Annotated in this window: 27 protein-coding genes; 17 read left to right on the forward strand and 10 right to left on the reverse strand. The window is 68.1% G+C overall.

What is annotated here, in order from left to right; genetic code table 11:
* Positions 1 to 106 precede the first annotated feature (106 nt).
* From ACAM58_RS16675 to ACAM58_RS16710, 8 genes are all read left to right on the forward strand, one after another.
* Positions 107 to 1,786: a CTP synthase gene (locus ACAM58_RS16675; RefSeq protein ID WP_012748540.1), complete on the forward strand. Its 1,680-nt coding sequence runs from the start codon at positions 107 to 109 to the stop codon at positions 1,784 to 1,786.
* On the forward strand, positions 1,783 to 2,640 hold the full coding sequence (gene kdsA / locus ACAM58_RS16680; RefSeq protein ID WP_012748541.1) for a 3-deoxy-8-phosphooctulonate synthase: 858 nt from the start codon (positions 1,783 to 1,785) through the stop codon (positions 2,638 to 2,640). Before ACAM58_RS16675 ends, kdsA begins: the two co-directional genes overlap by 4 nt.
* Positions 2,637 to 2,927, forward strand: a complete 291-nt coding sequence (locus ACAM58_RS16685; protein ID WP_012748542.1) for a DUF1330 domain-containing protein — start codon at positions 2,637 to 2,639, stop codon at positions 2,925 to 2,927. Before kdsA ends, ACAM58_RS16685 begins: the two co-directional genes overlap by 4 nt.
* A gap of 34 nt (positions 2,928 to 2,961) precedes the next feature.
* The gene (gene eno, locus ACAM58_RS16690; protein ID WP_012748543.1) at positions 2,962 to 4,245 is read left to right on the forward strand and encodes a phosphopyruvate hydratase; all 1,284 of its coding nucleotides are present in this window, start codon (positions 2,962 to 2,964) and stop codon (positions 4,243 to 4,245) included.
* Positions 4,246 to 4,262: 17 nt separating this feature from the next.
* Complete coding sequence (gene ftsB, locus ACAM58_RS16695; RefSeq protein WP_012748544.1) at positions 4,263 to 4,541, forward strand: cell division protein FtsB; 279 nt, start codon at positions 4,263 to 4,265, stop codon at positions 4,539 to 4,541.
* A 99-nt stretch (positions 4,542 to 4,640) separates the two neighbouring features.
* Positions 4,641 to 5,267, forward strand: coding sequence for a nicotinamide riboside transporter PnuC (pnuC, locus tag ACAM58_RS16700; RefSeq protein ID WP_369663113.1), 627 nt, complete (start codon positions 4,641 to 4,643; stop codon positions 5,265 to 5,267).
* Positions 5,264 to 5,965 (forward strand): AAA family ATPase, encoded by a 702-nt coding sequence (locus ACAM58_RS16705; protein WP_369663114.1) that lies wholly within the window; start codon positions 5,264 to 5,266, stop codon positions 5,963 to 5,965. The genes pnuC and ACAM58_RS16705 overlap by 4 nt, the downstream gene beginning before the upstream one ends.
* A gap of 3 nt (positions 5,966 to 5,968) precedes the next feature.
* Positions 5,969 to 6,934, forward strand: coding sequence for a hypothetical protein (locus ACAM58_RS16710; RefSeq protein WP_062366497.1), 966 nt, complete (start codon positions 5,969 to 5,971; stop codon positions 6,932 to 6,934).
* Between the two features lie 54 nt (positions 6,935 to 6,988).
* Here the strand turns inward: ACAM58_RS16710 and ACAM58_RS16715 are convergent, their stop codons facing one another.
* Together ACAM58_RS16715 and ACAM58_RS16720 are read right to left on the reverse strand one after the other, a co-directional pair.
* Positions 6,989 to 7,996 carry an Hsp33 family molecular chaperone HslO gene (locus ACAM58_RS16715; protein ID WP_012748548.1) on the reverse strand — a complete coding sequence of 336 codons (1,008 nt, stop codon included), beginning with the start codon at positions 7,994 to 7,996 and terminating at the stop codon, positions 6,989 to 6,991.
* Positions 7,997 to 8,119: 123 nt separating this feature from the next.
* Positions 8,120 to 8,644: a gamma carbonic anhydrase family protein gene (locus ACAM58_RS16720; protein ID WP_278876574.1), complete on the reverse strand. Its 525-nt coding sequence runs from the start codon at positions 8,642 to 8,644 to the stop codon at positions 8,120 to 8,122.
* Between the two features lie 37 nt (positions 8,645 to 8,681).
* Here ACAM58_RS16720 and ACAM58_RS16725 point away from each other — a divergent pair, with 37 nt between their 5' ends.
* The gene (locus ACAM58_RS16725) at positions 8,682 to 9,494 is read left to right on the forward strand and encodes a ferritin-like domain-containing protein (RefSeq protein ID WP_369663115.1); all 813 of its coding nucleotides are present in this window, start codon (positions 8,682 to 8,684) and stop codon (positions 9,492 to 9,494) included.
* A gap of 9 nt (positions 9,495 to 9,503) precedes the next feature.
* On the opposite strand, the gene ACAM58_RS16730 is transcribed toward ACAM58_RS16725, so the two are convergent.
* The 6 genes from ACAM58_RS16730 to ACAM58_RS16755 all read right to left on the reverse strand — a co-directional run bounded on the left by ACAM58_RS16730 (position 9,504) and on the right by ACAM58_RS16755 (position 14,840).
* The gene (locus tag ACAM58_RS16730) at positions 9,504 to 9,980 is read right to left on the reverse strand and encodes a MaoC family dehydratase (protein ID WP_012748551.1); all 477 of its coding nucleotides are present in this window, start codon (positions 9,978 to 9,980) and stop codon (positions 9,504 to 9,506) included.
* 39 nt (positions 9,981 to 10,019) lie between these two features.
* Positions 10,020 to 11,153 carry an acetyl-CoA C-acyltransferase gene (locus ACAM58_RS16735; protein WP_369663116.1) on the reverse strand — a complete coding sequence of 378 codons (1,134 nt, stop codon included), beginning with the start codon at positions 11,151 to 11,153 and terminating at the stop codon, positions 10,020 to 10,022.
* A gap of 93 nt (positions 11,154 to 11,246) precedes the next feature.
* Positions 11,247 to 11,837 (reverse strand): TetR/AcrR family transcriptional regulator, encoded by a 591-nt coding sequence (locus ACAM58_RS16740; RefSeq protein ID WP_028256225.1) that lies wholly within the window; start codon positions 11,835 to 11,837, stop codon positions 11,247 to 11,249.
* A gap of 44 nt (positions 11,838 to 11,881) precedes the next feature.
* Positions 11,882 to 12,838, reverse strand: coding sequence for a tripartite tricarboxylate transporter substrate binding protein (locus tag ACAM58_RS16745; RefSeq protein ID WP_028256224.1), 957 nt, complete (start codon positions 12,836 to 12,838; stop codon positions 11,882 to 11,884).
* A 46-nt stretch (positions 12,839 to 12,884) separates the two neighbouring features.
* Positions 12,885 to 13,796, reverse strand: coding sequence for a site-specific tyrosine recombinase XerD (xerD, locus tag ACAM58_RS16750; protein WP_062366489.1), 912 nt, complete (start codon positions 13,794 to 13,796; stop codon positions 12,885 to 12,887).
* A gap of 69 nt (positions 13,797 to 13,865) precedes the next feature.
* Positions 13,866 to 14,840 carry a tripartite tricarboxylate transporter substrate binding protein BugE gene (locus tag ACAM58_RS16755; RefSeq protein WP_012748556.1) on the reverse strand — a complete coding sequence of 325 codons (975 nt, stop codon included), beginning with the start codon at positions 14,838 to 14,840 and terminating at the stop codon, positions 13,866 to 13,868.
* Between the two features lie 106 nt (positions 14,841 to 14,946).
* Between ACAM58_RS16755 and ACAM58_RS16760 the strand changes: the two genes are divergently transcribed.
* Positions 14,947 to 15,864, forward strand: a complete 918-nt coding sequence (locus ACAM58_RS16760) for an AEC family transporter (protein WP_369663117.1) — start codon at positions 14,947 to 14,949, stop codon at positions 15,862 to 15,864.
* Here ACAM58_RS16760 and queG read toward each other — a convergent pair.
* Entirely contained in the window at positions 15,861 to 16,949 is a 1,089-nt protein-coding gene (gene queG, locus ACAM58_RS16765; RefSeq protein ID WP_018905885.1) for a tRNA epoxyqueuosine(34) reductase QueG, read from the reverse strand. The two genes, ACAM58_RS16760 and queG, sit on opposite strands and share 4 nt — an antisense overlap.
* Between queG and tsaE the strand changes: the two genes are divergently transcribed.
* The 3 genes from tsaE to ACAM58_RS16780 all read left to right on the forward strand — a co-directional run bounded on the left by tsaE (position 16,935) and on the right by ACAM58_RS16780 (position 19,421).
* Positions 16,935 to 17,444 (forward strand): tRNA (adenosine(37)-N6)-threonylcarbamoyltransferase complex ATPase subunit type 1 TsaE, encoded by a 510-nt coding sequence (gene tsaE / locus ACAM58_RS16770; protein WP_369663118.1) that lies wholly within the window; start codon positions 16,935 to 16,937, stop codon positions 17,442 to 17,444. The genes queG and tsaE overlap by 15 nt on opposite strands.
* Complete coding sequence (locus ACAM58_RS16775) at positions 17,441 to 18,997, forward strand: N-acetylmuramoyl-L-alanine amidase (RefSeq protein ID WP_369663119.1); 1,557 nt, start codon at positions 17,441 to 17,443, stop codon at positions 18,995 to 18,997. Before tsaE ends, ACAM58_RS16775 begins: the two co-directional genes overlap by 4 nt.
* Positions 18,998 to 19,127: 130 nt before the next feature.
* Positions 19,128 to 19,421 (forward strand): glycine zipper domain-containing protein, encoded by a 294-nt coding sequence (locus tag ACAM58_RS16780; protein ID WP_018905882.1) that lies wholly within the window; start codon positions 19,128 to 19,130, stop codon positions 19,419 to 19,421.
* 72 nt (positions 19,422 to 19,493) lie between these two features.
* On the opposite strand, the gene ACAM58_RS16785 is transcribed toward ACAM58_RS16780, so the two are convergent.
* On the reverse strand, positions 19,494 to 20,162 hold the full coding sequence (locus ACAM58_RS16785) for a DedA family protein (RefSeq protein WP_012748562.1): 669 nt from the start codon (positions 20,160 to 20,162) through the stop codon (positions 19,494 to 19,496).
* Positions 20,163 to 20,361: 199 nt separating this feature from the next.
* Here ACAM58_RS16785 and mutL point away from each other — a divergent pair, with 199 nt between their 5' ends.
* From mutL to ACAM58_RS16805, 4 genes are all read left to right on the forward strand, one after another.
* The gene (gene mutL / locus ACAM58_RS16790; RefSeq protein ID WP_369663120.1) at positions 20,362 to 22,245 is read left to right on the forward strand and encodes a DNA mismatch repair endonuclease MutL; all 1,884 of its coding nucleotides are present in this window, start codon (positions 20,362 to 20,364) and stop codon (positions 22,243 to 22,245) included.
* 185 nt (positions 22,246 to 22,430) lie between these two features.
* Positions 22,431 to 23,429, forward strand: a complete 999-nt coding sequence (locus tag ACAM58_RS16795) for an alpha/beta hydrolase (RefSeq protein WP_012748564.1) — start codon at positions 22,431 to 22,433, stop codon at positions 23,427 to 23,429.
* Between the two features lie 33 nt (positions 23,430 to 23,462).
* A complete protein-coding gene (gene miaA / locus ACAM58_RS16800) occupies positions 23,463 to 24,452 on the forward strand; it encodes a tRNA (adenosine(37)-N6)-dimethylallyltransferase MiaA (RefSeq protein WP_369663121.1) in 990 nt (329 codons plus the stop codon).
* Complete coding sequence (locus tag ACAM58_RS16805) at positions 24,449 to 25,099, forward strand: ABC transporter ATP-binding protein (RefSeq protein WP_369663122.1); 651 nt, start codon at positions 24,449 to 24,451, stop codon at positions 25,097 to 25,099. The genes miaA and ACAM58_RS16805 overlap by 4 nt, the downstream gene beginning before the upstream one ends.
* Positions 25,100 to 25,104 lie beyond the last annotated feature (5 nt).

The raw sequence follows: 25,104 nt of genomic DNA on the forward strand, positions 1-25,104 counted from the left end.
ACATACCGACAAGATCAGGAACGGGATGGCCTTGGGCCGAAGGGGCACAAAGGGGACACCTATAATCGCAATTTCCCACTGCCCGGATCTCTGGTCCGGAACTGGCATGACCAAATTTGTCTTCGTCACCGGTGGTGTCGTATCTTCCCTTGGCAAGGGAATCGCCTCCGCCTCCCTCGCCGCGATCCTCGAATCGCGCGGCCTCAAGGTCACCCTCATCAAGCTCGATCCGTACATCAATGTCGACCCCGGCACGATGTCACCGTTCCAGCATGGCGAGGTGTTCGTCACCGACGACGGTGCCGAGACCGACCTCGACCTCGGCCACTACGAGCGCTTCATCACCACGCGGATGCGCAAGGCCAACAACTTCACCACTGGCCAGATCTACAAGACCGTGCTCGAGAAGGAGCGCCGCGGCGACTACCTGGGCAAGACGGTGCAGGTGATTCCGCACATCACCAACGAGATCCAGGAATACATCAAGCGCGGCGCCGGCCTGGGCACCGCGCATGAGGTGGACGTGGCCATCGTCGAGATCGGCGGCACGGTGGGCGACATCGAATCGCTGCCCTTCCTCGAAGCCGTGCGCCAGATGAGCCTGCGCATGGGCCCGAACAACTCGGCCTTCGTGCACCTCTCCTACGTACCGTGGATCGCCGCCGCCGGCGAGCTCAAGACCAAGCCCACGCAGCACACCGCCAAGGAGCTGCGCGCCATCGGCATCCAGGCCGACGCGCTGCTGTGCCGCGCCGACCGCCCGATTCCCGACGACGAGCGCGCCAAGATCTCGCTGTTCTCGAACGTGCCCGAATGGGGCGTGATCTCCATGTGGGACGTCGACACCATCTACAAGGTGCCGCGCATGCTGCACGAGCAGGGCCTGGACGGCCTGATCTGCGACAAGCTGCGCATCAACACGCCGCCGGCCAAGCTGCAGCGCTGGGACGAGCTGGTGTACGAGGTCGAGCATCCGCAGCAGGAAGTCAGCATCGCGATGGTCGGCAAGTACGTCGACCTGTCCGACAGCTACAAGTCGCTGAACGAGGCGCTGCGCCACGCCGGCATGAAGAACCATGCGCGCGTGAAGATCGACTACATCGATTCCGAAACCATATCCCCGCAAGATGTCTCGCGGCTCGCCAAGTACGACGCGATCCTGGTGCCCGGCGGCTTCGGCCAGCGCGGCGTCGAGGGCAAGATCTCGGCCGCCCGCTTCGCGCGCGAAGGCAAGGTGCCCTACCTTGGCATCTGCCTGGGCATGCAGGTGGCCACCATCGAATACGCGCGCCACGTGGCGGGCCTCAAGAACGCCAACAGCACCGAATTCGACCCCGAAACGCCCTGCCCCGTGATCGCGCTGATCACCGAGTGGAAGGACGCCGACGGCACCGTGAAGACGCGCAACGAGAAGTCCGACCTCGGCGGCACCATGCGCCTGGGCGCTCAAAGCTCCGACGTCTCGGCCGGCACGCTGGCCCACAGCATCTACGGCGACGTGGTGACCGAACGCCACCGCCACCGCTACGAAGCCAACGTCAACTACCTCGACGAACTGCGCGCCGCCGGCCTGGTCATCTCGGCGCTGACGCAGCGCGAGCACCTGACCGAGATCGTCGAACTGCCGCAGGACGTGCACCCGTGGTTCATGGGCGTGCAGTTCCACCCTGAATTCAAGTCGACGCCGTGGAGCGGCCATCCGCTCTTCAATGCCTTCATCAAGGCGGCGCTCGACCACAAGGCCCGGAGCGCGGGCGGCGCAAAGAACCTGAAGGCTGTGGCATGAAACTCTGCGGATTCGACATCGGGCTCGACCAGCCTTTCTTTTTGATTGCCGGCCCCTGCGTGGTCGAATCCGAGCAATTGCAGATGGACACGGCCGGCACGCTGAAGGAAATCACTTCCTCGCTGGGCATTCCGTTCATCTTCAAGAGCAGCTTCGACAAGGCCAACCGCTCCTCGGGCACCAGCTTTCGCGGCCCGGGCCGCGAGAAGGGCCTGGAGATCCTGGCCAAGGTGAAGCGCGAGCTCGGCCTGCCCGTGCTGACCGACGTCCATACCGAGGACGACATCACCGAGGCCGCCAAGGTGGTCGACGTGCTGCAGACGCCCGCCTTCCTGTGCCGCCAGACCGACTTCATCCGCGCGGTGGCGCAGTCGGGCAAGCCGGTGAACATCAAGAAGGGCCAGTTCCTTGCGCCGCACGACATGAAGAACGTGATCGACAAGGCGCGCGCTGCCGCCAAGGAAGCCGGCCTGCCCGAAGACAGCTTCATGGCCTGCGAGCGCGGCGCGAGCTTCGGCTACAACAACCTGGTGTCGGACATGCGCTCGCTCGCGATCATGCGCGAGACCGGCGCGCCCGTGGTGTTCGACGCCACCCACTCGGTGCAGCTGCCGGGCGGCCAGGGCACGACCTCGGGCGGCCAGCGCGAAATGGTGCCGGTGCTCTCGCGCGCGGCCGTGGCCGTGGGCGTGGCCGGCCTTTTCATGGAAACGCACCCCGATCCCGCCAAGGCGCTGAGCGACGGCCCCAACGCCGTGCCGCTCAAGCACATGAAGGCCCTGCTCGAGACGCTGCTGGCGCTCGACCAGGTCACCAAGAAGAACGCATTTCTAGAGGACGTCTTTCAATCATGAGCAGTGGTTATGTCATCGCCCACGTCGAGGTCACCAATCCGGCGCAGTACGAGGAATACAAGAAGTGGTCGAGCGCCGCGATGCAGGCGCACGGCGCCGAGGTGTGCGTGCGCGGCGGCCAGGTCGAAGTGCTCGAGGGCGATTGGACGCCTTCGCGCCTCGTCATCCTGAAGTTCCCCAGCTTCGAGAAGGCCAAGGCCTTCTACGAAACGCCCGAATACCTGAAGGCACGCGAAGCCCGTGCCGGCGCCGCGGTGATGCGCATGGTCGCTGTCGAAGGCCTTTGATCAATCGAATCGAGACTGAAAGAAAGAGAAACGCATGAGTGCAATCGTAGACATCGTCGGCCGTGAAATCCTCGACAGCCGCGGCAATCCCACCGTCGAGTGCGACGTTCTGCTCGAATCGGGCACCATGGGCCGCGCGGCCGTGCCCTCGGGCGCATCGACCGGTTCGCGCGAAGCCATCGAGCTGCGCGACGGCGACAAGAAGCGCTACCTCGGCAAGGGCGTGCTCAAGGCGGTGGAGAACATCAACACCGAGATCTCGGAATCCGTGCTCGGCCTGGACGCCAGCGAGCAGGCCTTCCTCGACCGCACGATGATCGACCTGGACGGCACCGACAACAAGGGCCGCCTGGGCGCCAACGCCACCCTCGCCGTCTCGATGGCGGTGGCACGCGCCGCGGCCGAGGAGTCGGGCCTGCCGCTGTACCGCTACTTCGGCGGCATGGGCGGCATGCAGCTGCCGGTGCCGATGATGAACGTCATCAACGGCGGCGCGCACGCCAACAACAGCCTGGACCTGCAGGAGTTCATGATCATCCCCGTGGGCGCGCCGAGCTTCCGCGAAGCCGTGCGCTACGGCGCCGAGGTGTTCCATGCGCTCAAGAAGATCCTGGGCGACCGCGGCATCAGCACGGCCGTCGGCGACGAAGGCGGTTTCGCGCCCAGCGTCGAAAGCCATGAAGCGGCCATCCAGCTGATCCTCGAAGCCATCGACAAGGCCGGCTTCGTGGCGGGCGAGCAGATTGCGCTCGGCCTGGACTGCGCCGCGAGCGAGTTCTACAAGGACGGCAACTACGTGCTCTCGGGCGAGAACCTCACGCTGTCGGCCGGCAACTGGGCCGACATGCTGGCCACCTGGGTCGACAAGTACCCGATCATCAGCATCGAGGACGGCATGCACGAAGGCGACTGGGACGGCTGGAAGCTGCTGACCGAACGCCTGGGCAAGCGCGTGCAGCTGGTGGGCGACGACCTGTTCGTCACCAACACCAAGATCCTGCAGGAAGGCATCGACAAGGGCATTGCCAACTCGATCCTGATCAAGATCAACCAGATCGGCACGCTGACCGAGACCTTCGCCGCCATCGAGATGGCCAAGCGCGCGGGCTACACGGCCGTCATCTCGCACCGCTCGGGCGAAACCGAGGACAGCACCATCGCCGACATCGCGGTGGGCACCAACGCGGGCCAGATCAAGACCGGTTCGCTCTCGCGTTCGGACCGCATCGCCAAGTACAACCAGCTGCTGCGCATCGAGGAAGACCTCGGCGACATCGCCAGCTATCCCGGCCGCGGCGCGTTCTACAACCTGAAGTAGCACGCGAAGCCGGCGGCATGCGCTCGCGCCTCGTTCCACCCATCGTGCTGTTGCTGCTGCTGGTCATCCTGCAGTGGCAGCTGTGGAACGGGCGCGGCAGCGTGCGCGACGTGGCGCAGCTGCAGTCCAAGCTGGCCGACCAGAAGGCGGCCAACGCCAAGGCCGTGGTCAACAACGAGCGGCTGGCCTCCGAAGTCAACGACCTCAAGATCGGCCTCGAGATGGTCGAAGAGCGTGCGCGGCAGGAGCTGGGCATGGTCAAGCCCAACGAAGTGTTCGTTCAGGTCACGCACTGAATATGGCCCCCACGCTCGGCACTGCGTGTCCTCGCTGCCCCCCGAGGGGGCCGCTCGCGCCTTGGGGCGGCCCGGCGGCGCTCGACGCCTGACGCGCTGATGCCCGAGTTCTTCTCGGCCCCCGCATTCGCGCTCTGGGGCTCACCGGTCAGCTGGCTCGAACTCGTGGCGGCGGTGCTGGCGGTTGCGATGGTCGGCTGCAACATGCGCGAGATCCATTGGGGCTGGCCGCTGGCGATCCTCAGTTCGCTGCTCTACGTGGCCGTGTTCGCGCAGGCACGCATCTACGGCGACGCCTCGCTGCAGGTGTTCTTCGCCGTGGTCGCGCTCTGGGGCTGGTCGCAATGGCTGCGCGGCCACCGCGCCGATGGCAGCGCATTGCGCGTGAGCCGGCTTTCGCCGCGCGGCGTGGCGCTGGCACTCGCGGCCTGCGCACTGGCATGGCCCGCGGTCGCGCTCTTCCTGCGCCGCTTCACCGACACCGACGTGCCCTGGTGGGACGGCTTCTCGACCGGGCTCAGCCTCGTCGGCCAGTTCCTGCTCGGGCGCAAGTTCATCGAGAACTGGCTGGTGTGGCTGGCGGTGAACGTCGTGAGCGTGGGTCTCTTCATCCACAAGGGCCTGTGGCTCACGGTCGGGCTCTACGCCGTGTTCGCGGTGCTCAGCGTGGCAGGCTTTCTTGCGTGGCGTGCGCGCATGCACGGCGGGGCGGCAGCGCGCGCATGACGCCCACCTTGCCGACCGGATGCGTGATTGCGCTGCTCGGTGCCGAGAGCACCGGCAAGACCGAACTCGCCCGCGCGCTCGCGCAACGCCTGCAGGAACGCGGCATTGCCACCACGCTGGTGGGCGAATACCTGCGCGAATGGTGCGAGCGCGAAGGCCGCACGCCGCGCCCCGACGAGCAGCGGGCCATTGCAGAGGAGCAGACGCGCCGCATCGAAGCCGCGGCCGCTTCGGGCGTGGTGGTGGCCGACACCACGGCCCTCATGACCGCGGTCTACAGCGAACTGCTGTTCGGCGACACCTCGCTGCATGCCGACGCGCTGGCGGCGCAGGCGCGCTGCGCGATCACCCTGCTGACCGCGCTCGACATCCCGTGGATCGCCGACCCGCTGCGCGATGGCGACCACGCGCGCGAACCCACCGATGCGCTGGTGCGTGCGGCGCTCGCGGGCGCGGGGCTTTCTTTCGCCGTGGTGCACGGCACCGGCAGCGAAAGGCTCTCCAATGCGTGGAACGCCATCAATTCCATTGCCGGCAGCGAAGGCCGGGCCCGCGCACGGAGCCGCCTCGAATCCAAACCCGCTTCCTGGTCATGGCCTTGCGAGAAGTGCTCAGACCCGGAATGCGAGCATCGGCTTTTCAGCGACCTGATCGGACGCCGCGACGACACGCCTTCAACCCCCAGCTCGGAGACCTGATCGATGTTCCCGCCTCGCTTCTCTCGCTTTTGCGGCTTCTTCCTTGCCGGGCTGCTGGCAACGGCTGCCACGGCCGCGCCTGTCGCCGCCACCGTGGAGAACGCCACCACGGCCACCGCCTGCGCCGAGGAAGACAACGTGTCGCTGGTGCTGCGCGGCGAAGGCATCCGGCGCATGCGCATCGAGGCGCTGCAGCCGGCCTACCTCGACAGCATCGGCAACGACGTCACCGCCCCCGACTTCTCGGGCTGCAACTTCGACGGCGGCGCGCATCCCACCGATCCCGCGCACAAGTTCAAGCCGCGCCGCGTGGTGCTGCTCGACGACGCGCAGTGGCGCATCGTCGGCATGACGCTGCCCAGCTTCTGGCGGCCGCAGCAGGTGCCGGTGCGCGTGGGCGCGCGCACGGACCGCGGCTTCCACATGCTGCAGATCTTCCGCAAGGAAGAGGGCAAGGCGCTCGAAGCGCTGGTGCTCTACCCGGCCGACGGCTACTGGCGCATCAAGCCGCTGCCGCAGGCGCGCTTCGGCGACGGGGTGTATGGCTCCTCGTTCCTGCTCGGCCCGGTCGAACAGGGCAGCCGGCCGGTGGTCGACATCGCATCGATCCGCATCGTGCCGAAGCCGCTGGCCATCCACCTGCGCTTCGTCGGCGGCGGCAGCGCCGTGGCCAAGGTGTCCGAGATCAGCCGCGAGCGCACCGCACTCGACGTGACGCTTTCCAAGCCCACGGCGAGCGCGCGGCCCTTTGCCGTGCTGCGCTCGATGTACGTGGCGCCCGACAACGCCGACGTGAGCGAGCTGCGCTGGCAGGAATCGCCCGAGGCCGCGGAGCAGGTGCTGCCGCTGCCCGACGTGAAGACGCTGAACGCCACGCAGGTGCGCTTCGGGCGCAGCCTGCCTTCGCGCCACAACACCAGCGCGCCCGACATCGCGTTCAGCGATTTCGACGGCAAGGTGCCGCGCTGAGCGGAGCGCGCGGCCGGCTCACCGGCGCGCCGAATCTCGCCCCGGTGAAAAGCGTTACTGGACGATCGGGCTGCCCGGGATCTGGTCCGTCGGCGGCCTGAAGATCTGCGCCGCATCGACCGCATCGAAGCGGTACTGCTTGCCGCAGAAGTCGCAGCCCACCTCGATGTCGCCGCGCTCGGCCAGGATCTCCTCGGCCTCCTCGACGCCGAGCCCGCGGATCATCTGCGCCACGCGGTCGCGGCCGCAGGTGCACGCGAAGTGCGGACCCAGCAGGCCCGCCTGCGGCTCGAAGCGCAGCAGCTTCTCTTCCCAGAACAGGCGGCGAAGAATGGTCTCGATGTCGAGCGTGAGCAGCTCGTCGCGCGTGAGGCTGGAAGCGAGGATCGAGATGCGGTTGTAGTCCTCGTTGCGGCCGATCTGGTCTTCGTTGGCCTGGTCGTGGTCCTTGCCGGAAGTGCCGGAAGTGCCCTCGAGGTTGCCCTCGCCCTTCACCGGCAGGCGCTGGATCAAAAGGCCCGCCGCCACCTGGTCGTCCGCCGCGAGCACCAGCGTGGTGTCGAGCTGCTCGCTTTGCAGCATGTAGTGCTGCAGCACGTCGCTGAGCCGGCCGAGCTTCTCGCCCTCCTCGTCGAACAGCGGCACCACGCCCTGGTAGGGCGTCGTGCCCGGCAGCTTGTCCTTGGGGTCGAGCGTGATGGCGCAGCGGCCCTTGTTGTTGACGTTGACCATCTCGGGCAGGCGCGCATCGGCCGGCAGGTCGCCGATCACCTTGGCGGTGGCACGCAGGCTCAGGTCGGGCTTGGCCTCGGCCACGGCCACCTTGACCGGACCATCGCCGAAGATCTGCAGGATCAGCGCGCCGTTGAACTTGATGTTGGCCTGCATCAGCGTGGCCGCGGCCGTCATCTCGCCGAGCAGTTCGGCCACCGGCGGCGGGTAGGCGCCGGTGGCGGTGTTGGAGGCGCGCCGCGCCAGGATTTCCTGCCACGCATCTGTCAGGCGCACGATCATGCCGCGCACCGGCAGGCCATCGAACAGGAATTTGTGCAGCTCGCTCAAAACATCATCCTTCTCTAAATAAGCAGTCTTCGCGCGGAATACCGCGGAACCGGCTCCGCCGGGCCGCTGGTATTGCCCCCTGCAAGGGGGTGGGAGGCCACACGAAGTGGGCAAGCCAGGGGGTTAGCCAATCCTCTTCAAGCCCTTCGCATAGCGAATGGCATTCTTGACGTAGTGATCGGAGCCGTGCCGCAGGCGCGCGGCGTCTTCGTCGCTGATCGTGCGCATCACCTTGGCGGGCGAGCCGAAGATCAGGGAGTTGTCGGGAAACTCCTTGCCCTCGGTCACGACGCTGCCGGCGCCAACAATCGAATTGCGGCCGATCTTCGCGTTATTCAAGACCACCGCCTGGATGCCGATCAGCGAGTTGTCGCCGATGGTGCAGCCATGCAGCATGACCTGGTGGCCGATGGTGACGTTCTCGCCGATGGTGAGCGGGCTGCCGGGGTCGGAATGCAGCATCGACATGTCCTGCACGTTGCTGTTGCGCCCGATGGTCATCTTCTCGTTGTCGCCGCGCAGCACCGCGCCGAACCAGATGCTCGCGTTGTCGCCCAACTGCACGTTGCCGATCACCTCCGCGCTATCGGCGACCCAGGCGCCGGTGCCGAGTTGCGGCGCAACGCCGTCGAGTTCATAGAGGGCCATCGTGGAGTCTCCGGGGGCAAAACCTAGAATTGTAGGGATGCACCCCCGATTGAGCGCGCTGGCCGCGCTGCGACTCACCGACCCTGAACAGAAAGTTGCGGCAACGCGCGCCACTGCTGCCCTGGCCGCTACCAATTCCATAGCGACCGACCCTCTGCGCGTCGTGGGCGATGACGTCGGCGTGCCGGGCCGCCCCGAACGGCCGCTGCGCGTGGCCGCCACCGCCGTGCAGAAGCGCTCGCCCTTCACGCCCGAAGGCCGCGCCGCGCTGATCCATTCGATCTGCCACATCGAGTTCAACGCCATCAACCTCGCGCTCGACGCCGTCTGGCGCTACGACGGCATGCCCGAGGCCTACTACCGCGACTGGCTGCGCGTGGCCGACGAAGAGGCGCAGCACTTCACGCTGCTGCATGCGCACCTGCAGGACATGGGCTGGCGCTACGGCGACTTCCCCGGGCACGACGGACTCTGGAGCATGTGCGAGAAGACCAGGGACGACGTGCTCGCGCGCATGGCGCTGGTGCCTCGCACGCTCGAAGCGCGCGGGCTCGACGCCACGCCGCTGATCCAGGCCAAGCTCAAGCGCGTGAACACGCCCGATGCGCTGCGCGCGGTCGAGATCCTCGACATCATCCTGCGCGACGAAGTGGGCCACGTGGCCATCGGCAACCGCTGGTACCGCTGGCTCTGCGAACGCGCCGGCCGCGACCCGGAGGCGACCTATCCAGAACTCGTGGCGCGCTACGAAGCGCCGCGCCTGAAGCCGCCCTTCAACCTCGAAGCCCGTGGCCGCGCGGGCTTCAGCGCCGAAGAGCTGCGCGCGCTCTCGGTCGGCGGCAGGGACTGAACGGCAGGCCTACGCGGGCCGGGCGTGCACGACCAGCTTGGGCGTGAAGTACTGGAGCACCTCGCCGCGCTGGTTGAGCGTGCGGCAGCGCATCGTGACCATCGCGCGGCCCGGCTTGGACCGCGATGGCGTGATGTCGAGCACCTCGCTCACCACGTGCAGCACGTCGCCGGGCCGCGTCGGCTTGGGCCACTGCAGCTCGCCGCCCGAGCCGATGATGCCTTCGGCCAGCGGAATGCCGCTTTCCACCATCAGCTTCATGGTGAGCGCCGCCGTGTGCCAGCCGCTGGCCGCGAGGCCGCCGAAGAAGGTGGTCTTCGCGGCCTCTTCATCGGTATGGAAGGGCTGCGGATCGAACTGCGATGCAAAGGCCTTGATCTGCGCCACATCCAGCGCATGTTCGCCGCTCTGGAAGCGGTCGCCGACCGACAGGTCTTCGAGGTAAAGCGCGCGCTTGGCGCCCGTGTCGTCAGGGAGTGCCGCCATGGGAGTTCCTTGTAGTGCCTGCGCGCATTCTCGAACTATTCAGATGCGCTCGAGAATCGTGGCAATGCCCTGCCCGCCGCCGATGCATTGCGTGGCCAGCGCATAGCGGCCGTTCTCGCGCGCGAGCAGCGACGCCGCCTTGCCCGTGATGCGCGCACCAGTCGCGCCCAGCGGATGGCCGATGGCAAGGCCGCCGCCGTCGAGATTGATCCTCGCCGCATCGAGGCCGAGGTCGCGGATGCAGGCCAGCGCCTGCGACGAGAAGGCCTCGTTGAGTTCGATCACGTCGAGGTCGGCGGCCTTGAGCCCGGCGCGCGCCAGCGCCTTGCGCGTGGCCGGAATCGGGCCGATGCCCATGATGGCTGGGTCGACGCCCACGGTCGCGAACGCGCGGATGCGCGCGAGCGCCTGCAGGCCGTGCTTCGCGGCGAAGGCATCGCTGGTCACGAGCACGGCGGCGGCGCCGTCGGTCAGCGGCGACGAGGTGCCGGCCGTCACCACGCCATCAGGACGGAACGCCGGCTTGAGGCCCGCCAGCGCCTCGGCCGAGGTGGCCGGGCGGATGCAGCCGTCGGCATCGACCACCTCGCCCGAGGCCAGGCGCACCGGCACGATCTCGCCCGCGAGCCGCCCTTGCGCGCGCGCAGCGGCGGCCTTGCGGTGCGACTCCACCGCAAAGGCCTCCTGGTCGGCGCGGCTCACGTTCCAACGCTGCGCAACGTTCTCGGCGGTCTCGCCCATCGAGATATAGGCATCGGTGTTTTCTTGCAGTTCGGGGTTGGGCGAGAAGTTGAAGCCGCCCTGCGGCACCATCGTCATCGACTCCACGCCCACGCACAGGAAGGCCTCGCCCATGCCCGCCTCGATCTGCGCCGCGGCAATGTGCACCGCCTGCATCGACGAGCCGCAGAAGCGGTTGACCGTCATGCCGCCCACCTCGTGCGGCAGGCCCGCGAGCAGGCCGACGATGCGAGCGAGATTGTTGCCCTGCGAGGCCTCGGGGTAGGCGCAGCCCAGGATGATGTCCTCGAGCAGCGCGGGGTCGAGGTCGGTGCGCTGCAGCAGGCCGCGAACCACGCCGGCGGCCAGCGTGTCGGGGCGCACCTCGGCAAGCGCACCCTTCTTCGCGAAGTGGAAAGGCGAGCGGGCATAGGCGGAAATGACGGCTTTCATGGAAACACTCCTTGGCGAAACCTACCATCCAATCGGTAGGCAACGAGGTCAAAAAATAGGCACGCGCCGCGTGCCCGCGAGGCCGCCCGGCGATCAGCCGGGCAAGGAACTCCTGAGCTGCGCAATGGCTTCGTCGAAGTCTTCGACGCGGCCCGTCATGCGCGATGCGAGCAGCGCGCCCTGGCACACCGAGAACACATAGGCCGCCTGCGATGCAAGCGATGCGCCCTTCTTCTGCCGGGCCGGCGCCAGTGCGCCCAGCACGCCCGTGAGCCACAGCACCTGGGTGTTGCGCAGTTCCTGCACGGCCTGGCGCAGTTCCTCGTCGATGCAATCCCAGCCGGGCGCCAGCGCCCCCGCGGGGCACATGCCCGAGCCTGCCTTGAGCGTGTCGCGGTACATGCGGAAATAGGATTCGAGCGCGTCCTTCGGCGTGCGCACCCGCGCCGCGTCCCAGTCCTTGAAGAGCTGCGTGGCCTGCCGGATCACCGCAATGCCCAGCGCTTCCTTGGTCGGAAAGTGGTGGTACAGGCTCGCCTTGCGGACGCCGACCGCATCGGCCACATCCTGGAAGCTGAAGCCCAGGTAAGAGCGCGTTTCGATCAGGCGGCGCGCCACCCCGAGGATCTGCTCCCGGGTGCTGCCGGCGGCGAGTGCGGTCGAGGGGGCGATGGCGCTGCTCATCTACCTACTATAAGGTAGGGAAATCGGGACCACAAGCCGCAGGGTCAATCGGCCTTGATGTTCGCGGCCTTCACGATGCGCGCATTGCCTTCGAACTCCGAGGCGATCTCCGCAGCGAAGGCCGCGGGGGTGCCGCCGGTCGGCACGTTGTCGGTGGCCGTGAGCTTGGCGCGCAGCTCGGGGCTGGCCAGGGCCTTGTTGATCTCGGCGTTGTACTTCTCGACCAATATGGGCGGCGTGGCCGCGGGCGCGAAGACGCCGAACACCGAATTGATGTTCGCGGCACTGAAGCCCAGCTCGCCCAGCGTGGGCACCTGCGGCAGGCTCTCGAGCCGCGCGGGCGCACCCACGGCCAGCGGACGCAGCTTGCCCGAGCGGATGTGCGAAGTGAGCGTGGGGCTCGCATTGCTCGAGAGAATCTCGAACTGCCCGCCGAGCGCATCGTTGAGCTGCTGGCCGCCGCCCTTGTAGGGCACGTGCGTGATATCGACGCCCGTGGCCGCCTTCACCTGCTCGAGCACGATGTGGCCGAGCGATGCCGGCCCCGAGGTGGCCCAGCGCACCGCGCCGGGCTGCGCCTTGGCATCGGCGATCAGCGCGCGGAAGTCGCGCGCCCTGCTGGCCGGCGTGGCGATCAGCAGCACCGGCGAATACATCACGCTCGCCACCGGCGCGATGTCCTTGAGCGGATCGAAGGGCAGCTTGCCGAGGTGCGGACTCAGCACCAGCGGGCTGATGGCCGAGAAGCCCAGCGTGGCACCGTCGGGTGCGGCCTTGGCCACGGCATCCATGCCGATGGCACCGCTGGCGCCGGCGCGGTTGTCGACCACCACCGTGGTGCCCATCTGCGCGGCGAGCCTGTCGCCGAGCGCACGCGCGACCACGTCGCTGACGCCGCCCGCGGGGTACGCCACGATGAGGCGGATGGTCTTGGGAATGGCCTGGGCCTGTGCGCCGCCGGCAGCGAGCAATGCCGCCGCGACCCAGATTCTTTTCTGCATGAACGAAGTCTCTTTGCTGTTGGTGAAGTGAAGGAACACCGCGCCTTCAGCCGCGCGGGTGGTGCTGCGCATGCAGCTGCTTGAGGCGCTCGCGCGCCACGTGGGTGTAGATGGTGGTCGTGGAGATGTCGGCATGGCCGAGCAGCAATTGCACCGCGCGCAGGTCGACGCCGTGGTTCAGCAGGTGCGTGGCGAAGGCGTGGCGCAGCGTGTGGGGCGACAGCGGCACATGGATGCCGGCCGCGGCGGCCTGCTTCTTCACGATGATCCAGAACATCACGCGCGTCATGCCTGCGCCGCGCGCGGTCACGAACAGGTCGGGCGTCTGCTGCCCGTCGAGGATGGCGGGGCGCGACTCGTCCAGGTAGCGCTCGATCCAGCGCCGCGCCTCGCCGCCGAAGGGCACGAGGCGCTCCTTGCTGCCCTTGCCGAGTACGCGCAGCACGCCGTCGTTGAGGCTCATGTCGATGACCTTGAGCGCCACCAGCTCGCTCACGCGCAGGCCGCTCGCATACATCAGCTCGAGCATCGCGCGGTCGCGCAGGCCAAGTGGGGTTTCCACGTCGGGTGCGGCCAGCAGGTCGTCCACCTGCTTTTCCGACAGCGTCTTGACGGCCCGCGGCATCTGCCGCGCGGGCGCGAGCCGGATGCTCGGATCGGCTGCGATGCGGCGCTCGCGCAGCGCCCAGCGGTAGTAGCGCTTGAACACCGTGAGCCGCCGGTTGGCCGAGGTGGCCTTGCCCCGGGTCGACAGGCGCGCGCCCATGTAGGCCTGCAGGTCGGACTCCTGCGCCGTGTCGAGCGCGCGGCCGCTGCGCTGGCTGCCCAGCCATTGCGCGAACAGCGCGAGGTCGCGGCGGTAGGCGGCCAGCGTGTTCTTCGACAGCCCGTCCTCGAGCCAGAGGGCATCGATGAAGTCGTCGATCTCGGGGGTTTGCGTGGCGGCGGCCTCTGTCATGCGCTGCAAGATATCAAAAAAAGAAAAGCCGCCCGTGGCGCGGGCGGCTTTGCGGAAGGAAAAAGCGGCTCAGTCGAGCTTGAGCTTCTGCTTCACCACCACCTGCTTGTAGACCTCGTATTCGGCCTTGATCTGCGCGGCGAACTGCTCGGGCGTGTTGGCGACGATCAGCGAACCGGTGTCCTCGATGCGCTTCTTCACGGCCGGGTCTTCCACCGCCTTCTTCACGCCGGCGCTGACCTTGTCGACCACTTCCTTCGGCAGGCCCTTGGGGCCGAGGATGCCGTAGTAGGCCATGCGGTTGACCGGCTCGAGCCCCACTTCCTTGAAGGTGGGCACGTTGGGCAGCGCGGCCAGGCGCTGCGGCGCCGACACCACGATCGGAACCAGCCGGCCGCTCTGGATGAAGGGCATGGCCGACGGGATGTTGTCGAACATGATCGGCACCTGGCCGGCCACCACGTCGTTGAGCGCCGGGCCCGCGCCGCGGTAGGGAATGTGCGTGACGAAGGTGTTGGTGAGGCTCTTGTAGAGCTCCATCAGCAGGTGGCCGATGCCGCCGGTGCCCGACGAGGCGTACGAGTACTTTCCGGGGTTCTTCTTGAGCTCGGCCACGAACTCCGCATAGTTTTTGGCCGGGAAGCTCGGGTTGACCGCAATGATGTTGGGCGTGGCCGCAATGTTGATGATCGGCGTGAAGTCGTTGATCGGGTCGTACGGCACCTTGGGGTTGATGGCCGGATTGGCCGCCGTGCTCGACACCGTGGCAACGCCGAGCTTGTAGCCATCGGGCGTGGCGCGCGCCGTTTCGGCTGCGCCCACGATGCCGCCGCCGCCCGCGCGGTTGATCACCACCACCGGCTGGCCCAGCACCTTGCCGAGCGGGTCGGAAATCACGCGCGCCACGATGTCGGTCGTGCCGCCCGGTGCAAAGGGCACGCTCAGCTCGACCGGCTTGTTCGGATAGCCCTGCGCGAAGCTCTGGCCCGCGGCCGCGACCAGCGCGGCGGCTCCCACCATGGCGCCCCATTGACGACGTTGCATCTATAACTCCTTGATTGAATGGTTGATGTCGAAAAACCAAAGCCCCGGATGCTAGCGGCTTCGCACCGCGCTCATGCTGTGGATTACCCATGGTCCGCCACGGTTTATGCTCGAAGCGGTGAACTTCGCACAGCTGCTCTTTCCGGATTTTTCGCTCATCGCCATCGGCTGGCTTCTTTGCCGCTACACGGCGCTCGACCGCCGCGTGTGGGACCAGGTCGAAAGCCTGGTCTACTACTTTCTATTTCCTGTGCTGCTGTTCCACTCGATCGTGCGCAGCCCGCTCGACTTTGCCGCCACCTCGAGCCTGCTCACCGCAGGCGTGGGCATCGGCTTGTGCGGCATCGCGATGGCCTACGCGCTGCCGTTCGTGCCCGGCCTCGGTTCGCACGTCGACCGTCGCGACCATGCGGCGAGCGCGCAGATCGGGTTCCGCTTCAACTCCTTCATCTGCCTGGCGCTCGCCGAGCGGCTGGCCGGTGCGCAGGGCCTGCTGCTGATTGCGGTGCTGATCGGCGTGTGCGTGCCGATGTTCAACATCGCGGCCGTCTGGCCGATGGCGCGGCATGCCGAGAGCGGCTTCGCGCGGCAGCTGGTGCGCAATCCGCTGATCGTCGCCACGCTGGCCGGGTTGCTGGCCAACGTGCTGGGCTTCACCGTGCCGAACTGGGCCACGCCCACGCTCACGCGCATCGGCGCCGCATCGCTCGCGCTCGGCCTGCTGGCCGCGGGCGCGGGCATGCAGTTCGCCACGCTGGGGCGCGGCAAGGTGCTCGCGGTGTCGGTGCTGTCCATACGGCACCTGTTCCTGCCGCTGGTGGCATGGGGCCTGTCGCTCGCGCTGCGGCTGGACGCGACGCAGGCCTCGGTGCTGATGGCGTTTTCCGCCGTGCCCACGGCCTCGAGCGCCTATGTGCTGGCGGCGCGCATGGGCTACAACGGACCGTACGTGGCGGGCCTCGTGACCCTGTCGACGCTGCTGGGCGTGCTGAGCCTGCCGTTTGCGCTGGCGCTGCCGCGCTAGGACGCGTTCGGCGTTTCGGGGCGCTGCGCCAGCGCCCACGCCACGTGCTCGCGCACCAGTTCGCTCGGGTCCGAGGCACGCGTGGCCAGGGCCTCTGCGGCGCCGCTTTCGCCCGCGCGCAGTGCGTTGCCAAGGGCCACGGCGATGTTGCGCAGCCAGCGTTCATGGCCGATGCGGCGGATCGGGCTGCCTTCGGTGAAGCGCAGAAATTCCTCTTCGCTCCAGGCAAAGAGCGCGGCCAGCGACTGGCCGGTGAGCCCCTCGCGCGCATCGAAGTCGGGCAGCGCGCTCTTCTTCGCAAACTTGTTCCAGGGGCAGATCAGCTGGCAGTCGTCGCAGCCGTAGATGCGGTTGCCCATCAGCGGCCGAAGCTCCAGCGGAATCGGCCCGCCGTGCTCGATGGTGAGGTACGAAATGCAGCGCCGCGCATCGAGCCGGTATGGCGCGACGATCGCCTTGGTCGGGCACACGTCGATGCAGGCGCTGCAGCTGCCGCAGTGCGCGGTGACCGGCTCGCTTTCGGGCAGCGCCATGTCGACGTAGATCTCGCCCAGGAAGAACATCGAGCCCGCGCTGCGGTCCAGCACCAGCGTGTGCTTGCCGCGCCAGCCCTGGCCGCTGCGGGATGCAAGCTCGGCTTCGAGCACCGGCGCCGAATCGGTGAAGGCGCGGTGGCCGAACGGGCCCACTTCCTCGGCGATGCGCTCGGCCAGCCGGGCCAGCCGCGCACGCATCACCTTGTGATAGTCGCGGCCGCGCGCATAGACCGAGACGATGGCTTCGCCGGGCCGCGAGAGGCGATCGAACTCCACGGCCTGCCAATCGTCGAGCGGCGTGCCGCGCGGCAGGTAGTCCATGCGCGCCGTGATGACGCTCACCGTGCCCGGCACCAGCTCGGCCGGCCGCGCGCGGCGCGTGCCGTGCGTTGCCATGTATTTCATCTCGCCATGGAACCCATGGGCCAGCCATTGCATCAGACCTTCCTCGGCGCTCGATAAATCGACGCCCGCGATTCCGATTTGGGAGAATCCGAGTTCCCGGGCCAATGCCTGAATACGAGCAACGAGTGGATGGCTGACGATCACTTGCCGATTGTAGAAACGCCGAAGAACGCCGGCCGCACGCTGCACTGGCGCAGCGAAGAAGACACCGACGCCTTCGCGCGCGCACTCGCGGCCTCGCCCGCGCTGCGCGATGCCTTCATTGCGCTGCACGGCGACCTCGGCGCCGGCAAGACCACCTTCGTGCGCCACCTGCTGCGCGCGCTCGGCATCGAGGGCCGCATCAAGAGCCCGACCTATGCCGTGGTCGAGCCGCACGAAGCGCCCGACGGCCTGGCCATCTTCCATTTCGATTTCTACCGCTTCAACGATCCGCGCGAGTGGGACGACGCCGGCTTCCGTGACATTTTCGCGGGTCCGGGCCTCAAGCTCGCGGAGTGGCCAGAGAACGCTGCCGGCCGCACACCAATTGCCGACCTCGCTATTAAAATAGAAGCAATGACAGACGACACACGCAGCGTGACCCTCCTGGCGAACACTCCCCGCGGCAGCACCCTGCTGACGCAGCTCGGCGCATGAAGGCCACCGGCCTCAAGCGGCGCGTGCTGCTGCAGGGCGGCAGCATCGCGCTGATGCTCGGCGTGCACCAGATCGCGCGCGGCGCCACCATCCTCGCAGTGCGCGTGTGGCCCGCGGCCGACTACACGCGCGTGACCATCGAATCCGATGCGCGGCTGCATTCGCAGCAGCTGGTGGTCGGCAGTCCGCCGCGGCTGGCGGTGGACATCGAAGGCATCGATCTCAACCCCGAGCTGCGCGACCTGGTCGGCAAGATCAAGCCGGGCGACCCGTACATCAACGGCCTGCGCGTCGGCCAGAACGCACCCAAGGTGGTGCGGATCGTGTTCGACCTCAAGCAGGCCGTGGTGCCGCAGGTGTTCTCGCTGGCGCCCATTGCCGCGTACAAGCACCGGCTGGTGCTCGACCTCTACCCCGAAAAAGCCATCGACCCGATGGAAGCGCTGATCACCGAGCGCCTGCGCGAAGCGCCGCGCGGCAGCAGCGCCGGCGGCAGCAACGGTGCCGTGGCAAGCGCACCGTCGGTGCCGCCGCCGGCCGCGCCCTCCTCGGGCCTCGCGCCCGACGGCGGGCCGCCGATCCTCGTGCGGCCGTCGCCCAACGTGCCAGCGCCGATCCCCGCGCCCGGCAGCATCGCGCCATCTCCCGCCCGCCCGCCGGCCACGGCGGCCGGGCCCGCACCCGATCCGCTGGGCGAGCTGATGGCGCAGCAGTCGACGCGGCCCGGCCCCGTCGTGCCACCCGCGCCGCCCATTGCGCCTGCCGTACCCGTGGCGCCTCCCGCGCCCCTCGCGTCCGCGCGCGGCAGCGCCACCGCGAGCCGCACCGACCGCATCATCATCGTGGCGCTCGATCCCGGCCATGGCGGCGAAGACCCGGGCGCCATCGGCCCCAACGGCACGCGCGAAAAAGACATCGTGCTGCAGATCGCGCATCGCCTGCGCGACCGCATCAACGCGAGCAGCGTCAACGGCAACCCGATGCGCGCGTTTCTCACGCGTGACGCCGATTTTTTCGTGCCGCTGGGTGTGCGCGTGCAGAAGGCGCGGCGCGTGCAGGCCGACCTCTTCGTGAGCATCCATGCCGATGCATTCACCACGCCCGCCGCGCGCGGCGCGAGCGTCTTTGCGCTGAGCCAGAGCGGCGCCTCGAGCAGCGCCGCGCGCTGGCTCGCCAACAAGGAAAACGAAGCCGACAAGGTCGGCGGCGTGAACGTGGGGAACCACGAAGTGCAGGTGCAGCGCGCGCTGCTCGACATGAGCACCACGGCGCAGATCAACGACAGCCTCAAGCTCGGCGGCGCCATGCTCGGCGAGATCCGCGGCATCGGCGCGCGGCTGCACAAGCCCTCGGTCGAGCAGGCCGGCTTCGCGGTGCTCAAGGCACCCGATATCCCGAGCGTGCTGGTCGAAACGGCGTTCATCAGCAACCCCGAAGAAGAAGCCAACCTGCGCAGCGTCAGCTACCAGGAAAACCTTTCCGATGCGCTGATGCGCGGCATCCAGCGCTACTTTGCGCAGAACCCGCCGCTCGCGCGCAGCCGCCAGCTCTGAGCCCGCGCGCGCCGTGCCGTCCCACGCGGGCCGGCCCGTGGCAACGCACAGGCAGGCGCGGCAGGCTCCTACACGGGGGACCGGCGCCTTTTGTCCATCATGGCTCCATCACTCTAGAAAGGTGGACACCATGATGATGAAGGCACGAATCTGGATTTCCGCTGCAGCGGCAGGCGCGGTCATGGCGCTGGCCGGCTGCGCGTCCGGCCCCAACCAGAACCTGGGCACCGGCATCGGCGCGCTCGGCGGTGCGGCCGTGGGCCACGCCATCGGCGGCAACACCGGCAGTACCCTGGGCGGCGCGGCCATTGGCGGCGTGATCGGCAACCAGGTGGGCCGCAGCGTCGACGAGCGCAACTACTACGAGAGCCAGCGCGCCTATCCGCCGAACACCTATTACCCGCGCAACGGCCCGAACTACTGACCTTTTACCAATCCTGACTCTCTCTCTGCTCGAGCGCGCCATCACTGGCGCGCTTTTTTTTTCCGGTGCCGATCAAGCCTTCGAAGGCAGCTGCGCGCGCGCCTTCTCTGCACGCGATGCGCGCCAGGCACCGAAGATCGCGATCAGGCCCGGCACGAAGATCAGCGCCCAGATGATCTTGTCGAGATGCTCGCGAACGAACGGCAGGTTGCCGAAGAAGTAGCCCGCCGTCGCGATGCCCAGCACCCAGATCAGCCCGCCCACCACATTGAACATGGTGAACTTCGCGCGGCTCATTTCGGCCACGCCGGCCACGAAGGGCGCGAAGGTGCGAATGAAGGGCATGAAGCGCGCAAGGATGATCGTGATGCCGCCATAGCGCTCGTAGAAGGCATGGGCCTGGTCGAAGGCCTTGCGGTTGAAGAAGCGCGAGTCCTCCCACTTGAACACCTTGGGCCCGAAGTAGCGGCCGATGCTGTAGTTGCACTGGTCGCCCAGGATGGCCGCCGCAATGAGCACTGCGCAGGCCAGCGGAAAGCTCATGAGCCCCACGCCGCACAGCGCGCCCACGATGAAGAGCAGCGAGTCGCCGGGCAGGAAAGGCATCACCACCGCGCCTGTCTCCACGAACACGATCAGGAAGAGCAGCGCATAGACCCAGGGACCATAAGCAACGACGAAGGCCTCGAGGTGTTTGTCGACGTGCAGGATGAAGTCGACGAGAAAGCTGATGATTTCCATGGTCGCGGATTATCCTTGCTGCGCGCCGCATGACGTCCCATGACGAATTCGGAGATCCAAGATGACAGGTCGATACATCCAGACCTGTTCTGGCGCCAGCAGCCCGATGTACCTGGCGGCCTGACACGCTGATGCCAGGCTGAAAGGGCTCCCGCGGGCAGCGGCGCGGCGGGGGCAACCCGGCTTCTAGAATGCTCGCGTGAGCGCCCTTCCCTCTTCCATTCCGTCCCTCCAGCGCCGTCCGATCCGCGAACTTCCCGACGAGCTGATCAGCCAGATCGCCGCGGGCGAAGTGGTCGAACGCCCGGCCTCCGTGGTGCGCGAACTGCTCGACAACGCGCTGGACGCCGGCGCGCGCCAGGTCACGGTGCGGCTGGCCTCGGGCGGCGTGCGGCTGATCTCGGTGGAGGACGACGGTCAGGGCATTCCGCGCGAAGAACTCACGGTGGCACTGCGCCGCCATGCCACCAGCAAGATCGCGAGCCTGAACGATCTCGAGACCGTGGGCACCATGGGCTTTCGCGGCGAGGCGCTCGCGGCCATCAACGCCATTGCGGAGCTCAGCATTCTTTCGCGCTTTGCGGGTGCCGACGGCGCCTTTGCGCTCGACGGCCGCACCGGCGAACTGCGGCCGGTGGCCCGTGCCGTCGGCACCACGGTCGAGGTGCGCGAGCTTTTCTTCGCGACCCCCGCGCGGCGCAAGTTCCTGAAGACCGACGCCACCGAACTGGCCCACTGCATCGAGGCCGTGCGCCGCCATGCGCTGGCGCGGCCGGAGGTCGGCTTTTCGGTGTGGCACGACGGCAAGCTGATGGAACAGTGGCGCGCCGCCGACCGGCGCGAGCAGCGCCTGGCCGACGCGCTCAGCGACGACTTCGTGGCGCAGAGCGTGGCCGTCGAGTACATGGGCGGCGCGGTTCGCGTGGCCGGCCGTGCCGGCATTCCGGATGCGGCCCGCTCGCGCGCCGACCAGCAGTTCTTCTATGTCAACGGCCGCTTCGTGCGCGACAAGGTGCTCTCGCATGCCGTGCGCAGCGCCTACGAAGACGTGCTGCACGGCCAGCGCCAGCCCGTGTATGCGCTGTACCTCGAAATCGATCCGTCGCGCGTCGACGTGAACGTGCATCCGACCAAGATCGAGGTGCGTTTTCGCGATGGCCGCGAGGTGCACCAGGCGGTGCGCCATGCGATCGAGAACGCGCTTGCGGCACCGCGCGCGGGCGATGCCGTCACGCCCGCGGCGCCGCAGCAACCCTTTTTCAAACCGAACGTGCCCGCGTCGGGTGCAGCCTGGGCCCAGCCGGGCATCAATTTCGTGGCGGCGGAGCGCGGCGCCGGCGATTTCGAGGCCCTGTGGCCCCAGCGGACCGGCGCCTCGAACCCCGGATCCGGCGCTTCCCCCTGGCCCGCTGCCGAAGCGGCGCCCGCAGCGTTCCGGGCCCCCGCCGGGCTGCCGGCCGAATCGACGGCTCCTGGCGCCCTGTCCACCAATGAGCAAGCCTGGCCCCTGGGCCGCGCGCTGGCGCAGCTGCAGGGCATCTATATCCTGGCCGAGAACAGCCAGGGCCTGATCGTGGTCGACATGCACGCGGCGCACGAACGCATCGTCTACGAGCGGCTCAAGACCCAGCTCGACGGCGCCGCCATCACGAGCCAGCCGCTGCTGATCCCGGCCACCTTCGCGGCCACGCCCCAGGAAGTGGCCACCGCCGAGGCCTGCGCCGCGGTGCTGCCCACGCTGGGGCTGGAAATCACGCCGTTTTCGCCGCGCACCCTTGCGGTGCGTGCGGTGCCGGGCACCCTGGCCGATGGCGATCCGGTGGAGCTTGCGCGCAGCGTATTGGCCGAACTGGCGCAGCACGACGCCAGCACCGTGGTGCAGCGGGCGCAGAACGAATTGCTCTCGACCATGGCCTGCCATGGTGCGGTGCGGGCCAACCGCAGGCTCACGATCGACGAAATGAACGCTTTATTACGTCAAATGGAAGCCACCGAGCGTTCGGACCAGTGCAACCATGGCCGTCCGACCTGGCGGCAGCTGTCGATTCGGGAGCTGGACGCGCTTTTTATGCGCGGCAGATAGCAAATCGGGGCATTTTGAGGGTTTTTCCGGAGTTTTTGGAGGTCATCCGCGAAGCGGGCACGGGCGTTGCATATGTAGAACAAAGTGCCACTTGAGGGCGCTTGGGGGGAAGTGCTGGGGCGCAGTGTCGGCGCGCTCCTTGCTCGAGCATGAACTTTCCGCCGGCTTCGCTGTCCCTCTAGTCCATGAAACGCTGGTCCCTCCTTGCCTCCGTTCTTTCGCTGTGCGCCCTCCTGGCCGCCGGCTGCTCCACATTCGACGAACAGCAGCGCGAGTGGATCTTCCAACCCAGCGACCGCAGCTGGGGCAACACCGCGACCATGACCGAGGGCATGCAGGACGTCTGGATCGACTTCCAGTCCTCCATCACCGGCGAATCCGCCCGCCTTCACGGCCTCTGGCTCGGCGGCGAGCCCGAGACCACCGACCGTCCGGTCATGCTGTACCTGCACGGCGCCCGCTACAACGTGGCCGGATCGGCGCCGCGCATCCAGCGCATGCACGAGTTGGGCTTCTCGGTGCTGGCCATCGACTACCGCGGCTTCGGCAAGAGCTCCAAGGGACTGCCCTCGGAAGAATCGGCGCGCGAGGACGCGCGCGCCGCCTGGACCTGGCTCGCGGCCCGGCATCCGCGGCAGCACCGCTACATCTTCGGCCACTCGCTGGGCGGCGCCATCGGCATCGACCTGGCCGCCAGCGTCAACGACGAGAGCGGCACCATCGTCGAAAGCACCTTCACCTCCATTGCCGACGTGGTGAGCGGCTTCAAGTGGGGCTGGCTGCCGTTCGGCCCGTTCATCACGCAGCGCTTCGAGGCCATCAACCGCGTCAAGGACATCGGCGCGCCGCTGCTGGTGGTGCATGGCACCGCCGACAGCCTGATCAACCCCACGCTGGGCCGCAAACTCTACAACGCGGCCACCGTGCCCAAGCTCTTCGTGCTGGTGGAGGGTGGATCGCACCACAACACCAATTCGATCGGCGAGGCGCAGTACCGCTCGGCGCTCTCGCAGCTGTTCCGCATGAAGCCCGAGACCACGCTGGCTTCGCGCCAAGGGGAAGGCACGCCGGTGCTGCGCGGCACGCCATCGCTGCCGGCCGCACCGGCGTCCCCGCGCACCGATTCGCCCGCCCTGCCGCAGGAAGCGCGCGGCAAGGCCAGCGCCAGCGCGCAGGCGATCTGAAGCTTCCGGTTTTGTTGTTACCCTCGGGCGCTTATGCCGCCCTCCGCTGCCGCCTCCGCCCTTCCTGAAAACCCGACATACATCGCGCTCGCGGGGCCGACCGCCTCCGGCAAGACGGCGGTGGCGCTCGCGCTGGCGCGGGTGCGCCCGGTGGAGATCGTCAGCGTCGATTCGGCGCTGGTCTATCGCGGCATGGACATCGGCACCGCCAAGCCCAGCCGGGCCGAGCAGGCCGCCGTGCCGCACCACCTGATCGACATCCTCGATCCGCGCGAAAGCTACAGCGCCGCCGCCTTCGTGGCCGACGCGACACGGCTCATCGGCGAGATCCGCGCGCGCGGCGCCTTGCCGCTGCTGGTGGGCGGCACCATGCTCTACTTCAAGGCGCTGTTCGACGGCATCGACGCCATGCCCGCCGCCGATGCCGCCGTGCGCGCGCGCATCGACGCCGAAGCCGCCGCGCTGGGCTGGCCCGCCATGCATGCGCGGCTCGCCAAGGTCGACCCCGTGACCGCGGCGCGCCTGGCGCCGCAGGACAGCCAGCGCATCCAGCGTGCGCTCGAGGTATGGGAAAGCAGCGGGCAGCCCTTGTCGAGCTTTCATGCCGGCGAGAGAGACAAGGCAGTGAAGGGATTGGCCGGCGGCGCGCTGTTCTCGCTCGAACCCGCCGACCGCGCCTGGCTGCATGCGCGCATTGCCGAGCGCTTCGACGCCATGCTGGCCGCCGGCTTCCTCGACGAGGTCAGGGCGCTGCGCGCACGCGGCGATCTTTCCACCGAGCTTCCCTCGATGCGCTGCGTGGGCTACCGGCAGGCCTGGGAAATGCTCGACGCATGCGGCGGCGCGCAGCCCGATGCCAAGGCCGTCGGCACGCTGCGCGAGCGCGGCATCGCGGCCACGCGCCAGCTCGCCAAGCGGCAGATCACCTGGCTGCGCAGCATGCCGGCGCGCACCGTCATCGCCTGCGACGCGCCCGGCGCGTTGCAGACCGCTGTTCAACGCATCGCAGGCACCACCGCATGACGCTACGCATCTCGGGGCTCGCCAAGCACTACGGCGACGTGCCCGTCTTCGAGAACGTGACGCTCGGCGTCGAGCCCGGCGAGTTCGTCGCCATCGTCGGCGAATCGGGCGTCGGCAAGTCGACGCTGCTCAACTGCATGGCCGGGCTCGACAGCTGGGACGCGGGTACGGTCACGCACGGCGGCATCGACATCGGCACGCTCGACGGCGAAGCCTGCGCGCTCTGGCGCCGGCGCCACGTGGGCTTCGTGTTCCAGGCTTTCCACGTGCTGCCGCACCTGGACGTGGCGCAGAACGTCTCGCTGCCGCTGATGCTGCTGGGCGGCAAGCGCGATGAAGGCCGCGTCGCGCACATGCTCGATGCGGTGGGCCTGCCCGGCATGGGCGCGCGGCTGCCGCAGACGCTCTCTGGCGGCCAGCTGCAGCGCGTGGCCATCGCGCGCGCGCTGGTGCACCGGCCCGCCCTGCTGCTGGCCGACGAGCCCACCGGCAACCTCGACCCCGGCACCGCTTCGAAGGTGATGGAACTGCTGATCGGCCAGACGCGCGAGCACGGCGCTTCGCTGGTGCTGGTGACGCATTCCGAGAGCGCGGCAGCCCGTGCGGACCGCCTGCTGCACCTCACGGCCGAGGGAATCCGCGCCTGAGCGGG

Source organism: Variovorax sp. V116, assembly GCF_041154435.1.
Taxonomy (GTDB): Bacteria; Pseudomonadota; Gammaproteobacteria; order Burkholderiales; family Burkholderiaceae_C; genus Variovorax; species Variovorax paradoxus.

Excerpts from the sequence above, each read along its gene's own strand:
- ACAM58_RS16675 (WP_012748540.1), top strand. The coding sequence starts at position 107 with ATGACCAAATTTGTCTTCGTCACCGGTGGTGTCGTATCTTCCCTTGGC.
- kdsA (WP_012748541.1), top strand. The coding sequence starts at position 1,783 with ATGAAACTCTGCGGATTCGACATCGGGCTCGACCAGCCTTTCTTTTTG.
- ACAM58_RS16685 (WP_012748542.1), top strand. The coding sequence starts at position 2,637 with ATGAGCAGTGGTTATGTCATCGCCCACGTCGAGGTCACCAATCCGGCG.
- eno (WP_012748543.1), top strand. The coding sequence starts at position 2,962 with ATGAGTGCAATCGTAGACATCGTCGGCCGTGAAATCCTCGACAGCCGC.
- ftsB (WP_012748544.1), top strand. The coding sequence starts at position 4,263 with ATGCGCTCGCGCCTCGTTCCACCCATCGTGCTGTTGCTGCTGCTGGTC.
- pnuC (WP_369663113.1), top strand. The coding sequence starts at position 4,641 with ATGCCCGAGTTCTTCTCGGCCCCCGCATTCGCGCTCTGGGGCTCACCG.
- ACAM58_RS16705 (WP_369663114.1), top strand. The coding sequence starts at position 5,264 with ATGACGCCCACCTTGCCGACCGGATGCGTGATTGCGCTGCTCGGTGCC.
- ACAM58_RS16710 (WP_062366497.1), top strand. The coding sequence starts at position 5,969 with ATGTTCCCGCCTCGCTTCTCTCGCTTTTGCGGCTTCTTCCTTGCCGGG.
- ACAM58_RS16720 (WP_278876574.1), bottom strand. The coding sequence starts at position 8,644 with ATGGCCCTCTATGAACTCGACGGCGTTGCGCCGCAACTCGGCACCGGC.
- ACAM58_RS16725 (WP_369663115.1), top strand. The coding sequence starts at position 8,682 with ATGCACCCCCGATTGAGCGCGCTGGCCGCGCTGCGACTCACCGACCCT.
- ACAM58_RS16730 (WP_012748551.1), bottom strand. The coding sequence starts at position 9,980 with ATGGCGGCACTCCCTGACGACACGGGCGCCAAGCGCGCGCTTTACCTC.
- ACAM58_RS16735 (WP_369663116.1), bottom strand. The coding sequence starts at position 11,153 with ATGAAAGCCGTCATTTCCGCCTATGCCCGCTCGCCTTTCCACTTCGCG.
- ACAM58_RS16740 (WP_028256225.1), bottom strand. The coding sequence starts at position 11,837 with ATGAGCAGCGCCATCGCCCCCTCGACCGCACTCGCCGCCGGCAGCACC.
- ACAM58_RS16745 (WP_028256224.1), bottom strand. The coding sequence starts at position 12,838 with ATGCAGAAAAGAATCTGGGTCGCGGCGGCATTGCTCGCTGCCGGCGGC.
- xerD (WP_062366489.1), bottom strand. The coding sequence starts at position 13,796 with ATGACAGAGGCCGCCGCCACGCAAACCCCCGAGATCGACGACTTCATC.
- ACAM58_RS16755 (WP_012748556.1), bottom strand. The coding sequence starts at position 14,840 with ATGCAACGTCGTCAATGGGGCGCCATGGTGGGAGCCGCCGCGCTGGTC.
- ACAM58_RS16760 (WP_369663117.1), top strand. The coding sequence starts at position 14,947 with ATGCTCGAAGCGGTGAACTTCGCACAGCTGCTCTTTCCGGATTTTTCG.
- tsaE (WP_369663118.1), top strand. The coding sequence starts at position 16,935 with ATGGCTGACGATCACTTGCCGATTGTAGAAACGCCGAAGAACGCCGGC.
- ACAM58_RS16775 (WP_369663119.1), top strand. The coding sequence starts at position 17,441 with ATGAAGGCCACCGGCCTCAAGCGGCGCGTGCTGCTGCAGGGCGGCAGC.
- ACAM58_RS16780 (WP_018905882.1), top strand. The coding sequence starts at position 19,128 with ATGATGATGAAGGCACGAATCTGGATTTCCGCTGCAGCGGCAGGCGCG.
- ACAM58_RS16785 (WP_012748562.1), bottom strand. The coding sequence starts at position 20,162 with ATGGAAATCATCAGCTTTCTCGTCGACTTCATCCTGCACGTCGACAAA.
- ACAM58_RS16795 (WP_012748564.1), top strand. The coding sequence starts at position 22,431 with ATGAAACGCTGGTCCCTCCTTGCCTCCGTTCTTTCGCTGTGCGCCCTC.
- miaA (WP_369663121.1), top strand. The coding sequence starts at position 23,463 with ATGCCGCCCTCCGCTGCCGCCTCCGCCCTTCCTGAAAACCCGACATAC.
- ACAM58_RS16805 (WP_369663122.1), top strand. The coding sequence starts at position 24,449 with ATGACGCTACGCATCTCGGGGCTCGCCAAGCACTACGGCGACGTGCCC.